The following is a 12,975-nucleotide window of genomic DNA, read 5'->3' on the forward strand; positions in this document are numbered from 1 at the left end:
TTATTTCTTCAAAATAGCTTGGATAATTCCTTCCAAATTTTCATTGAATTCGAGCAATTGAGCAAAAACTTTATCGTCTTTATTCAAGCCACCGTGTTTGTTATTTTTTACAAAGGTTGCTTTTATCGTTTCCCAACGTTCTTTTTCTTTAGCAGTTATCAAACCTGCAATTTCTTTTAATCGCAACAAATTCGATTCTGTATCTGTTGTCAATGTTTGCGATTCACTTTCGTAATGCGCTAAAATAGTTTCGTTAATTTCTTTTTCGTTCATCATTGGAACAATTTTCGAAACCAATTTTGACATATTTCTGTACGAACCTTGCATTTTGAAAGGCGGTTCCGTTCTGTAATCATCTTGCATTGCTGCGCTCGAAATATAATTTTGATTGACTTTTACGACAATATTTCTAATCTTAATCACATGTTTTAGAACTGCAATAAAATCATCAATTTCTTGTTTCAAATAATTGCCTTCCAAATCCGGAAGTTGTTCTTGATTTTCGGTTACAAAATTTGTTAACTTGTAAAAATCTGTCAAACTTTTTGAAGCAATTTTATCCAAATAAGGATTATCTCCTGTTGCATTTTCAATCAAACTTAAATTGAACAACGTTTCCGTATCACCAATTACATCACCCAAATTATAAACATCAGCACGATTAGCCAACATATCTGGAATCTGAAATTTAGAGCCGCTTTCCGTATATGGATTTCCTGCCATTACAATGCAAAAACGTTTTCCGCGTAAATCGTAGGTTTTACTTTCTCCTTCAAAAATTCCATCAATTTTTCGCTGTCCATCGGCTAATGAAATAAATTTCTGTAAAAATTCGGCACTCAAATGCTGAATATCGTCCAAGTACAACATTACATTATCTGCCATTTCAAACGAAAGATTTATCTTTTTTAATTCCTCTCTTTCTCCAGAAGTTTTGGCTTCTATTGGATCGATTGATGTAATATTATGTCCAATTGTTGGTCCATTTACTTTCACAAAATGTAGGCCCATTGTTTTTGCTAAATACTCCATCAACGTCGTTTTTCCATAACCAGGAGGCGAAATTAACAACAACATTCCCATTCGTGCAGTACGCTTGTTATCGCCTGCAGTTCCCAATTGTTTGGCTAAATTATTTCCGATTAAAGGAAAATAAACTTCGTTGATTAATTTATTTCGAACAAATGATGTTAAAACTTTTGGTTCAAATTCTGCGATTTTTAAATCCTTTTCATAAGCTTTCGAAATTTCTTCTTTTAACTTTTGGAATGATTTAAAATTTGGAACATCAACAGTTGAAAAATGCTCTAATTTAGAAATGATTTCATGATAATTTTGTGTATAAATACCATCAATTATTACGGTATGATTTCCTTTTAAATCTTCAATTATAATAGATGAATTTCCATTTATTAACTGAAATTTATCTTTAGAAAACAATAACATCGTTGCTACTTCATTTACAACATTTCTGTAAGTTGAAAAATTTTCATTTTCATCGATAAAAGAATGAATCCAGTTTTCGATCAAGTAAAATTTTTCGGTTGAAGAAAATTGTTCATCTGCAATCAACGCATTAAAATCATCTGAATTTTTATTTTTCTCTAAGTAATTAATGAATTCTTTTCGAAAATTTTCAGCTTCATTACTCATCGAAAAAGCTTGATATTTTGTGAAAGTTCTAAACAAATAATTGGCAACTTTTTCTGAAGTTGTTATTGTTTTATCCCATTCAGTTTCCCAATTTTCAAAAAGCGATTTGATTTCATTTAGAATATTTTCAAATCGAGTTGAATTCGGAAAATTTTTCAAAATTAATTGAGCCGAATTAATCATTGCATTCAACTTATCTTGCAAATTCTTTTCTAAAGAATGGCAAAAAATTTGAGCAGTTGTACGAGTTGGCGCATCAAATTGCAACACATCTAATTTCGAATTTATGTTGACCAATTCAGTAAAAATTCGAAACGCATCAAAATTGTGAACGCCTTTTATATAACCTTCCGAATAATTTTGTTCAATGATTTGATTGATAAATTTTTCAGCATCAAAATCGTTTTCATTTCTTGCTAAAAAAGCTTGATAAGCTAAATATTCAGCACGATAAACCAATTGATTTTCCGAAACAAATTCTTGGTTCCAAATATCTTGGTAACGATAAATCTCATCGTTTTTAACTTTTTGATAGAAACTTGTACCTGTTAAATGATAAAATAATTCGTTGTTACGATTCAACAATGTCAGCGCTAATTGCTGCGTATTGACCGTAAATTTATTTTGACCAAGCGCAATAATATTTTGCCCATCAACAAAAAGTTCAGTTTTATCTCGTAAAACACGAAGCGTATCTTCTTGCGATTTTTTTAATAGATTTTCAAGGTTTTCGGCTTTCGAAACATCTTTTAAATCCTTCAATTCTTGAATGATTTGACGCATTTTGTCAATCATTAAATCCGAAGAATAAAACGCTAAAATTTCTTCTTTCTCAGAAAAAGTTTTGGCTTTATTTTCGATATTTTTCAAGACGCGCAAGCCAATTTGTTCTAATGAATTGGTGCGTTTGTTGGTTTGTTCAACTAATTGTTCACGTTTCGAATTGAATGCCTTGATAATTTCGTCGCGCTTATCTGCAATTTTCAAGGCGAAATCATCAAAATCAGAAAATTTACTTTCTAATTCTTCAAGTTGAACAATTATTTTTGTATTGTATTCTTCCGTTTTTTCGGCAGTTGTTGATAATTCTAAAAAGTTAACCACACTTTGCTCCAACAACGTGATTTGAGCAGAAAATTCTGCAACAGCTTCTTTGCTTTTTAACGCAGAAGTTTGACGTGTTAATTGGGCACGAACTTCGTTAAGCGAAGCAAAAATAACCGAGATTTTCTCAATGATTTTTGTTGTTTGTGTTGCGTCTTCAATTTTTAAACTGTTCAGAATATCAATCAATAATTCTAATTCTGAAGCAATTTTAAGACAAGCTTCTTCGATAACTTTCGCATCAATGACTTTTTCGATAGAAGCTACTAAGTTTTTCTGTTCAGCAACTTTTTCTTCGTATGGAATTAGTGCTTCATCCAATAAAAGAAACTCAATTGTTTTGGTTGATAAATTTTCGTTTACCTCTTGCAATTGGTTTTCTAATTCTTGAACACGGTCTAAATTGATGTAGCGAATTGAACGTAAATCAATAACTTTTCCTTGAATTTTACGCGCTTCAGCTAAATGTTCAACCAATAAATCCAATTGGTTGTACGTTGTGCTATTTACTTTGAAAACGATTTCTTCAATCGATTCTTCCGTTTTTTCTAAGGTTTCTTGCGCAAATTTTTTCTGAATTTGAACTTTAGCAAATTCATCAATCGCTGTATTGGCAACTGTTTTAATTTCTAATAAAGGAACAGCTAACTCAAAAGTCTCTTGATCATTAATCCAAAAATAGCCATCTACAATATTATTCGCTTTTTTTACAATGTCTTCGTATAAACCTTCGTACGAATCTTCTTTGTTGATTAATTGAATAACCTCCTGAGATTCAGCCATTGCTTTCACAATGTCTTTGTTCCCAATTTTATATAATGGATGATTTGTTTTCTCTGTATTTTCAATCAAACGTTCAACATAAGGTGTTTGCCAAATTTGAACTTGATGATGTCTTGTCGCTTCTTCTTCGGTGCGGAAATAAATTAAACTTCCATCTTTAAAAATCGTAAAACCATTACAAACTATAGGTGTTTCCACAGTTTGTTGAATGATATTGTACGATAAAAGAATGTATGTATTGGTTTCATCTTGATTGAAAATGTACATAAAATCTTCTCCGTTCGGAGAATTTACACGACGGAAAAATTGAAAATGCTCTAAATTATTATTATCGAAAAGATGATACGTTCCGTTTTGTAAATAATAACCATTCGAAAAAATTAAACCTTGATTATCGGGTAACAGAACTGCTGCATCTAAAAGTGCAGGAATGTTGATAACTTCTTTGGTGCGAACATTGTAAATATAGGCTCTGAAATCTTCTTGAAACGGTTTTATTTTAACCGCAATTAGATTTCCTAAATCGGCATAATAATATTCGGCATCGTCTAATTGTTGATCTAAATGTGTCACTTTTTCAGTGAAAATTCCTTTTCCTGAATCCGTATTATCTTCAATTTTAAAAGTAATATCACCACCAATTGCTTCGATAAAAATCTTATCTAAAATAGAAATATGTGGAAACTTTCCTAATCGACGATCATCGATAGAAGTTTTTTGCCATTCAAAATCAAATTGATCTGCTTTTTTTACTTCGTGAATGCTGCGATCATCTTGATAAATTAATTTTCCGTCTTTGATTAACCATTTAAACGCTTTCAAATCTTGTGCGCTTTTACTGGTTTGGAAAACCATGTATAGATAATTATCTGTTCTACGAAATTTAGAAAAGATAGAATCGCGGTAATATTTATATAAATTCTGAAAATCTGTAAAGAAATTCTGATCGTTTATTAAGTCGAGAGGTTGAGGAATAAATTGATTTTCTTGAAACAGATAAATACTAAAAACATCGCTCAACTGAATGTCTGTGCGTAAACCGAAATGCACGTTGTAACCAAAAATACACAATTTATCGAACGCGATAATTCCACGTGCGACGCATGTATTTTCTGTCGTAATTCTTTGGTTTGCGCTTAATGCAAAATTGGTAGAATTGAAGACTTCTTTTCGAGCATCATTCAATTTCGTTAATCTTTCCGAAAGAAAATCTTTTTGTGTAAGAAGTCTTTTTCGGATGATTTCGTACGCGCCTGCATCAAGCGTTTCGGTAACGTTAATATTTTTTTCTTCTTGCATTAAATTAAAATCTAGAAGGTGATTAAACTGTAATTAAGAGCGATTGAAACGAATAGATTCAATCACTCTATTATTGTTTAATGGATTAACCTATTTTTTTATTTGAAACACCTAACTGATTCGCAATTCCGAAAAGAGAATTTATAAATCCTGTGTCTTCGCTGTTTCCAGAAGCAGAAGCAGCTTGCTGTAATTTAATTAATGCCGCAGTAATTGTTAAGTTTTTGATGTCGTTTGATGAAATGCCATATTTATCGGCAAGACTTCTCACTTTTCCAGCTAAATCGCTTCCGCCATCTTCGTCAATCAATGCATTTTTGATATCTGTTGCATGTTTCGAATTGTCGATTAAATGATCGAAACCTTTTGCATTCGAAACTTGTTTCACAATATTTTCGAAGAACATTGTTTCTCCACCAACAATGTCAATTTTCGCAGATTTCAATGCATTTGATAACACCTCAGCTTGGGCTCCAGCAATATCTTTTTGAATGTTGATATGAGCCAATTCGATATCTTTTTCTTTTTGTAATTGAAGTTTGAACTCTTCGTGCTCTTTTCCAACACCGTCCAGTTTCTTCATAGCTTCTGCTTTTTCTTCAATTCCTTTTGCTTCTGCTAATGCTTTTTCACGAACAACTTCTGCTTGTGCTAAGCCTTCTTTACGTAACGCTTCTGCTTTTTTCTCGATAACAGATGCTTCTACAGTTCCTTGTTTTTCTTCTGCTTCTGCTTTTGCAACCATTACTTCTGCTTCAGATAGACCAATTGCAGCTTCTTCTTTTGCTTGTGCTTCAGCAATTATTTTACGAGCTTCAGCTTCTTTTGCAGAAGCTTCTTTTTTAGCTTCCGCATCAATTAATAACTCTTGCGCTTTGCGTTCTGCAACTTGTTTTTGTGCATCTGCTTCGATAACTTGACGAGCAGCTTCTTGCTCTGCCGCAATTTTTGCCGCTTCCGCAGCTTTTACAGTTTCGATTAAACGCTCTTCCGCTTCTTGCGATGCAGCAATAATTCCGGCTTGTTTCTGACGCTCAACTTCACGGTAAACTTCAACATCTTTCACACCTTGTTGCTCTTCAATCACGCCTTTTTCTAAAAGAACGCGTTCTTTGATAACGCCTTGAATATTTTTCTTCTCAACTTCGATAGACCTTTCTTTATCAATCTGAGCTAAAGTCACAATTCGCTCACGTTCTGTTTGCTCTAATGCACGATCTTTTTCAACGCGTTCCGTTTCGATTGCATCAGTACGAACTTTATTTTTTTCTGCGATAATAATTTGACGCAATTTATTTTCTTCTTGTACCGCCAATTGCTCTTCTGTTGTAATACGAACAGATTCAGCTTTTAGACGTTCTTCTTCGCGAACTTTTGCAATTTCTGCCTCTTCGCGCGCTTTTATATTTTCGATTTCTCTGCGTTGACGCTCTTCTTTTTCGGCTAATTGTCGCTCTAATTCTAAGATTGCTTCGCGCGCTTCAACGTTTTGTTTTTTGATTACTTTTTCTTCTTCACGACGAATTAAGTTGGCGTTCATATTTTGTTGAGCCGTTAATTCCGTGATTTTTTTAATACCTTCCGAATCTAAAATATTATCAGGGCTCAAGAATTGTAATTCAGTTTGTTCTAAATAATCAATCGCACAGTCATCTAAAATATATCCATTCAAGTCTGTTCCGATGATATTTAAAATTTCATCTCTAAATTCGCGACGAGCTTCGTATAATTCGATAAAATCGAATTTTTTTCCAACTGTTTTTAAAGCTTCTGAGAATTTTGCTTCGAAAATACTTTTTAATGTTTCTGGTTCTGATGCTCGTTCTGTTCCTAAGTTTTGTGCAACATTGATTACATCATTCACCGATTTATTAACGCGAACAAAAAATGCAACTTTGATATCTGCACGAATGTTGTCTTTACAAATTAAACCATCGTGTTGTTGACGAGTAATATCAATTTTCTTAATCGAAATGTCCATAATTTCCATTTTGTGGAAAACAGGAATTACATACATTCCTTTGTTGAAAGCTACTTGCGATCCACCAACACCAGTACGAACGATGGCTTTTCCTTGCGGAACTTTTTTATAGAAAACGCTTAAAACGACGATGAAAGCAATAAAGATGAAAACGATAACACCAACTGCTAAAAGAATAAAATTTGTCATGAGATTTTTATTATATTTTGATTGATTTAGTGAATAATTAAGATTAAAATTTCTTCGATAAGAAACGAAGTAAGTTGAAATATTAGTGTCATAATAGTGTTAAATGTTGTTTAAGGTTATATGTTTGATGACGAAATAATAATGATTTGAAGGCGATTCGTCGGTGATAATAATGGTATCTCCAAAATTAATTTCTTCGCCATTTTGACTTTTGATGTTAAGCGTAATAATATCTTTCTCGATTTGAAATTCCGCAGAGCCTATTTTATCTCCTGTGATTTTAGATTTTGATTTTCCGACTCTTCCGATAAAATCAGTTTCTTCTTCTCCATGATAACCTAATTCTGAATACATTTTAACTAATGGTTTAGTGATCCAATGCATCATAAAATAAGCGATGATGAAAACCGGAATTAAGATTAAAACTGAATACAATCCTAATTTGCTTAATCCAAAAACAATCGAAGAAATAATGGTAATCACCCAACTGATAAATTTGAACAAAGTAATAATCACCATTAACGGAACTTTACCAACATTGATGAATTCTAAACATTTTGCCCAAAAACCTGGTTCGTGATGCACGTCTGCATCAGCATCGTGATCAGCGTCAATTTCGTGGTGGGCATCAACATCATTGATGTCTCCGATATGAAAATCAGAATCTGTTCCAAGATCAATTCCGTCACCAGCTAACAGTTGAAATACCCAATAGACAAGAGAAAATCCCATCAAAATGGTCATAATTCCGTTGGCCAATGGATTAAAAAGAAGGTCTAAAATTTCGGTCATTTAGTGTTAATTTTTAATGTTAAATAGCTCTTCTGAATGTATAATAAATAATTTTCGTTGTGCTGTTGATGGAAAGCGGAGTGGAAGTGATTAATTCCCAGCCTTCATTTCCATATTTATTTAGTAAATCATCCAAAAATGTTTTATCTATTTTGATAGAAAATAAGCCAGCGTTAGGCATTATTTCTATTGTTTTGTATTCATATTTAGATGCCATAGTTTTGATTTTTTAAAAGAGATTAATTTACTAAAAATTTTATAGAAATAATTCACTATAAAAAGTGATTTATTCTTGATTTTTCGACTGAATTTTTAGCTTTAAAGCTTCTAATTCATTTTGAATCAAATCACCTTTCAAGGTTTCGTTAATTTCGTCATCAGCGGTTTTCGAATTGTCCGCTAAACTTCCGTAAGCTTGTGCAAGTGCTTCGTCTTCTTCTACTTTGGCTTTCATACGTTCTAACATGCTAATTGTGCTATTCGCATCAATTTTAGCCATTTGTTTGTTCACTTGTTTTGTGGCATCAGCAACTTTTACACGCGCTTTTAATGTTGTCAATTCATTTTCCCATTTATTAATGTTGAATTTAAGAACCTCAACGTTTTTGTGCACTTCATTTGCAGATTTTTCATGAATAATCACTTGATTTTCTAATTCAGTAATTTCTTCTAACAATTGATTTTTTAAGCTCAAAGCTTCTTTCGCTAAATTTTCGGCTTGTTCAATTGTAATTTCATTTCGCTCAGCTTTTTCTAACAAAAGAATTGCTTTTCGTTCATAATCTGCAGCTTCTTCTTTCTTTTTGTCGACGCTATTTTGCGAACGAATTGCCATTGCTTTTACCTTTGCGTAAGCCTCTAATGATTGATTAAGATCGTCGCGCATTTCGCGAATTCCTTGTTCTGTCATTTTGATTGGGTCTTCCATTTTTTCGACAACCGAATGTATTTCCGCTTGTCCAATTCTAAAAATACGTTTGAAAATATTCATAGTGATATTGTTTTATTGTTTAGAAAATTCGATTAATTGAGCAGAATATTCGCTCATCAATAAGCTCAAAGAGTTTAACGTTGCTTCAAATTCGTTTTGATCAAGATTCGCAACTTGAAGTGTGTAACGATAAATGACTTTGTTTCCGTCTTCTGTTATTGCAAAAGCACCATGAATGATATCGCGATTTTTCATCAACAACGCTTTTAGCATTTCCAGATTATCATTTGTAATTGTAAATAAATACAACTCGAAAATGATAACAGGTGGTGCAATCCCTACAATCAGATTTTGAACACCATCCAATAAATTTTCAATCATAAAAACACCCTCTTTTTCGTCTTTGTAAGTGATGGTGTAATTGATGTTTTGAATAAAATTTTCAATCTTCGAAAAATAATTCATTTTGTTGTTATTAGTGTTTTTTGTAATTTGTTTCCATAAAATTAAACAATTTGCTAAAATAATTAGCAAATAAAAATGTTAAAATTTTAAATAATGACAAAAATTGGTGAAAATATAAAGAAATTAAGACAAGTTAAGAACTTAACTCAGCAAGCTTTTGCTGATTTATTCGATGTTAGTAGAGGGAATATTTCATCTTACGAAGAAAAACGTGCAGAGCCACGAATTGAAACGATTTCTCTAATTGCTAAATATTTTAGCATTCCGATTAGTCATTTAATCGAAAAAAACTTAACAGTTAACGAAATATTACACTTTGATAATTATTTTGAGGAAGCTGATACATTTCGAAATGTTAAAAATTTGAGCGCGATTCCTTTTTTATCACGAGAAATAATTCAGTTAAAAAAAGAATTATTTTCTAATATAGAAAACTATCCGTCGATCTATTTTCCAATCTATAATTCGCATCAATTTATTGCGTTAGAATATTCTTCGAATATCGCTTCACCTATCGATTTTACAGAAGAAGAATCATCTATTTTATTTTTTGAACATTTGGAAGTGGAAAATTTACATTTGGTAAATGATAAGTTTGGTTTGTATTTGAATGATGATGAAATTTTTGTTGGGAAGTTTACTCAACACGAAAATCAATTGATTTTGGAATTAAATCAATGGAAACAAATTATTTTTGATGTTGAAAATATTCAGCACTTTTATCAGTTTTATGCTGTTTATAAGAAGGTTTAGAAATAATTTTTATAAGTAAGATTGTTTTCTAAATATTAGATGTTTCTACATCGTTTGACTCGCTCAACATGACAAGAAAATCCAATCTAGGCTGATAATTAATGTCATGTCGAGGAATCGAGACATCTCTTCTAAAAACTTATAATTTACTACTCAAGACTTTTAAACTTTAATATAAATCTTCTTTTTATCTAATAAATAAGCTAACCACCAAAAGAAAGCTAAGAAAATTAGCGAATAAACAAATGAACCAATTTCTGGAATTCCAGGAATTTTAGCGCAAACATTTTCGTAGAACCAATCCAATGGTGAAATGAATTTGATTTCTCTTTTGTCGTTTAAACCAGCTTCAATTTTGATTAAACCTAATAATCGAGGTAATAATCCGCTCAAAACAAAGATGAACAAAGGATTTTTTCCAAAAACATCAAAGAATTTCATGAAACCATTTTTGATGCCTAAAATTTCGATGAACCAAATCATAGCGCCAATTGTCAAAATTGCTAAACCAGTTGTGTTGAAAACATAAGAGCTGCTCCAAATCTTTTTATTGTACGGGAAATCCCATTGCCAAACATAACCAATTGTCAATGCAATTGTTCCTAAAACAAATAAACCAGCTAACATTTTATATTGCGGATTGTCAGTTTTTGGTAAAGGACGATTCAACCAATTGATATTTCCTTGTTTCTGAATATAATCACCAACCAAATACCCAAATAAAACCTGTGGAATAGTAGAAATTGTACTGAAAATTCCTTCGGGATCAAACGGAACACCTTCTCCTTTGTAAATATGTGCTAAACCTAGCAATTGATTATCGATTTTAGTTCCGATGAAACCTTCTAATGAATAAGGGTCAGAAGTTCCAAGTCCGAAAGTTAAAACCCAATAAAGTAGAAGAATCGCACAACTTATCAATAAAACTTGTTTTTGTTTAAAATAAAAAGCAATCACCGAAGCGAAAAAATAAGCAATTGCAATTCGTTGTAAAACGCCCATTATTCGGATTCCGCTTTCTTCTGAATCTTTCCATGCTTTGAAAATAAGTTCATTATTATCCCACTTGAAAAATGGCCACCAATTGATGAATAATCCAATTCCGAAAATTAGAATTGTTCGTTTTATTACTTTTTGCCAGAAAATTTGTTGAGGTTGTTGTTGCAATTTTGGAATCACAAAAGCCATTGCATTTCCTACAGCAAACAAAAAGAAAGGAAAAACCAAATCTGTTGGCGTACATCCGTGCCATTCTGCATGCTCCAAAGGATCGAACATAGCCGACCAAGTTCCTGGATTATTTACCAAAATCATCAACGCAACAGTTGCGCCACGAAAAACGTCTAATGAATAATAACGAGCTGCTTTCATCTCTTTTGTGTTAATGTTTTAAAGATATAGATTTTTTGAATTTTTAGACAAAATGCTTTTCAAAAAGATACTAGATTATTCCTTACCTTTAATTGTCAATAACAAACAATAAATAAAATGAGAACGGAGTCTGATTTATTAGGAGAATTACAAATTCCTGAAACGGCTTATTATGGTGTGCAAACGCAACGTGCCATTAATAATTTCAAAATTTCCAATAACTATTTGTCACATTATCCCGAATTTGTAAAAGCGCTTGGTGTTGTGAAATTAGGTGCTGCGCAAGCCAATCATGAATTAGGAATTTTATCGAAAGAATTATTTGATGCGATTTCTTTTGCTTCGAATGAGTTAATTGCTGGTAAATATACAGAGCAATTTCCAATCGATATGATACAAGGTGGTGCGGGAACTTCTACAAATATGAATGCAAATGAAGTAATTGCAAATATTGCTTTGGAGTATTTAGGAAAACAAAAAGGAGAGTATCAATTTTGTTCGCCAAATGATCATGTGAACCTTTCGCAATCTACGAATGATGCCTATCCATCTGCTTTGAAATTAGCATTATTTAATATGAATAAACCTTTGGTTGAGGCATTAACTTCGTTGTATGAGGCACTTGATAAAAAAGGGAAACAATTTGGTAATGTTATAAAAATGGGACGTACGCAATTGCAAGATGCAGTTCCAATGACGCTTGGGCAAGAGTTTGAAGGTTTTTCGAATACATTACATAAAGAAGTTGATAATTTAAACCGAATTGCTGCCGAATTATTAGTAATTAATATGGGTGCAACTGCAATTGGAACTGGATTGAATGCTGTTCCAGGTTATGCACAATTGTGTACAACTAAAATAGCTGAAATCATGAATGAAGATGTTTCGTTGGCTGATAATTTAGTTGAAGCAACTTCGGATACAAGCTCGTTTGTGGATTATTCATCAGCTTTGAAACGTCTTTGTGTGAAGTTGTCGAAAATTTGTAATGATTTACGTTTGTTAACATCTGGTCCGAGAACAGGTTTGTTCGAGATTAATTTACCTCCAAAACAACCAGGATCTTCGATTATGCCAGGGAAAGTAAATCCAGTAATTCCAGAAGTAGTGAATCAAGTTTGTTTTAAAGTGATTGGAAATGATTTATCAATAACAATGGCTGCCGAAGCTGGTCAATTACAATTAAATGTAATGGAGCCAATAATTGGTTTTTCGATTATGGAATCGATTCAATATTTAACAAATGCGATGAATACGCTACGTGTTGAATGTGTGGATGGAATTACAGCAAACGCAGAACATTTGAAAAATGAAGTACAAAATAGTATTGGAATTGTTACAGCTTTAAATCCTTACATTGGTTACAAAGCAAGTACAAAAATTGCGAAAGAAGCTTTAGAAACAGGAGGAGGTGTATATCAATTGGTCTTAGATCACGGTTTATTGTCGAAAGAACGTTTGGACGAAATCCTTGATCCTAAAAATATGCTTGGGCCACATATATAGAAGTTGCGAAATTGTACAATGTAAAAAGTATTATGTACAAAGTAAAGTGAAAAGCTAATAATAACGATTTTCGCTTAAAGTATATAAACTTATGTAATGTTAGATGTTTCGACAGGTTCAACATGACAATTACTTGAATATCGGTTGC

At 32.2% G+C, this 12,975-nt stretch carries 9 protein-coding genes; 2 read left to right on the forward strand and 7 right to left on the reverse strand.

Annotated features, from left to right (window positions below; all coding sequences use genetic code 11):
• From N5D03_RS13640 to N5D03_RS13665, 6 genes are all read right to left on the reverse strand, one after another.
• Complete coding sequence (locus tag N5D03_RS13640; RefSeq protein ID WP_280051975.1) at positions 1 to 4,839, reverse strand: DNA repair ATPase; 4,839 nt, start codon at positions 4,837 to 4,839, stop codon at positions 1 to 3.
• A gap of 85 nt (positions 4,840 to 4,924) precedes the next feature.
• Entirely contained in the window at positions 4,925 to 7,009 is a 2,085-nt protein-coding gene (locus N5D03_RS13645; RefSeq protein WP_221856601.1) for a flotillin family protein, read from the reverse strand.
• A gap of 99 nt (positions 7,010 to 7,108) precedes the next feature.
• A complete protein-coding gene (locus tag N5D03_RS13650) occupies positions 7,109 to 7,801 on the reverse strand; it encodes an OB-fold-containig protein (RefSeq protein WP_125350042.1) in 693 nt (230 codons plus the stop codon).
• Between the two features lie 19 nt (positions 7,802 to 7,820).
• Positions 7,821 to 8,018 (reverse strand): DUF4177 domain-containing protein, encoded by a 198-nt coding sequence (locus N5D03_RS13655; RefSeq protein WP_125350043.1) that lies wholly within the window; start codon positions 8,016 to 8,018, stop codon positions 7,821 to 7,823.
• Positions 8,019 to 8,087: 69 nt separating this feature from the next.
• Positions 8,088 to 8,792: a PspA/IM30 family protein gene (locus N5D03_RS13660; protein ID WP_125350044.1), complete on the reverse strand. Its 705-nt coding sequence runs from the start codon at positions 8,790 to 8,792 to the stop codon at positions 8,088 to 8,090.
• Between the two features lie 12 nt (positions 8,793 to 8,804).
• On the reverse strand, positions 8,805 to 9,197 hold the full coding sequence (locus N5D03_RS13665) for a molecular chaperone Tir (protein ID WP_115001905.1): 393 nt from the start codon (positions 9,195 to 9,197) through the stop codon (positions 8,805 to 8,807).
• A gap of 93 nt (positions 9,198 to 9,290) precedes the next feature.
• Here N5D03_RS13665 and N5D03_RS13670 point away from each other — a divergent pair, with 93 nt between their 5' ends.
• On the forward strand, positions 9,291 to 9,950 hold the full coding sequence (locus tag N5D03_RS13670; protein WP_114997774.1) for a helix-turn-helix transcriptional regulator: 660 nt from the start codon (positions 9,291 to 9,293) through the stop codon (positions 9,948 to 9,950).
• 162 nt (positions 9,951 to 10,112) lie between these two features.
• Here the strand turns inward: N5D03_RS13670 and N5D03_RS13675 are convergent, their stop codons facing one another.
• A complete protein-coding gene (locus N5D03_RS13675) occupies positions 10,113 to 11,321 on the reverse strand; it encodes a DUF5009 domain-containing protein (RefSeq protein ID WP_280051977.1) in 1,209 nt (402 codons plus the stop codon).
• A gap of 108 nt (positions 11,322 to 11,429) precedes the next feature.
• On the opposite strand from N5D03_RS13675, the gene aspA reads away from it, so the two are divergent.
• Positions 11,430 to 12,827 (forward strand): aspartate ammonia-lyase, encoded by a 1,398-nt coding sequence (gene aspA / locus N5D03_RS13680; protein ID WP_114997768.1) that lies wholly within the window; start codon positions 11,430 to 11,432, stop codon positions 12,825 to 12,827.
• Positions 12,828 to 12,975 lie beyond the last annotated feature (148 nt).

This window comes from Empedobacter sp. GD03861, assembly GCF_029840885.1.
GTDB classification, from domain to species: Bacteria; Bacteroidota; Bacteroidia; order Flavobacteriales; family Weeksellaceae; genus Empedobacter; species Empedobacter falsenii_B.

What these genes read in the sequence shown, in the direction of transcription:
- N5D03_RS13640 (WP_280051975.1), bottom strand. Translation starts at nt 4,839, where the DNA reads ATGCAAGAAGAAAAAAATATTAACGTTACCGAAACGCTTGATGCAGGC.
- N5D03_RS13645 (WP_221856601.1), bottom strand. Translation starts at nt 7,009, where the DNA reads ATGACAAATTTTATTCTTTTAGCAGTTGGTGTTATCGTTTTCATCTTT.
- N5D03_RS13650 (WP_125350042.1), bottom strand. Translation starts at nt 7,801, where the DNA reads ATGACCGAAATTTTAGACCTTCTTTTTAATCCATTGGCCAACGGAATT.
- N5D03_RS13655 (WP_125350043.1), bottom strand. Translation starts at nt 8,018, where the DNA reads ATGGCATCTAAATATGAATACAAAACAATAGAAATAATGCCTAACGCT.
- N5D03_RS13660 (WP_125350044.1), bottom strand. Translation starts at nt 8,792, where the DNA reads ATGAATATTTTCAAACGTATTTTTAGAATTGGACAAGCGGAAATACAT.
- N5D03_RS13665 (WP_115001905.1), bottom strand. Translation starts at nt 9,197, where the DNA reads ATGAATTATTTTTCGAAGATTGAAAATTTTATTCAAAACATCAATTAC.
- N5D03_RS13670 (WP_114997774.1), top strand. Translation starts at nt 9,291, where the DNA reads ATGACAAAAATTGGTGAAAATATAAAGAAATTAAGACAAGTTAAGAAC.
- N5D03_RS13675 (WP_280051977.1), bottom strand. Translation starts at nt 11,321, where the DNA reads ATGAAAGCAGCTCGTTATTATTCATTAGACGTTTTTCGTGGCGCAACT.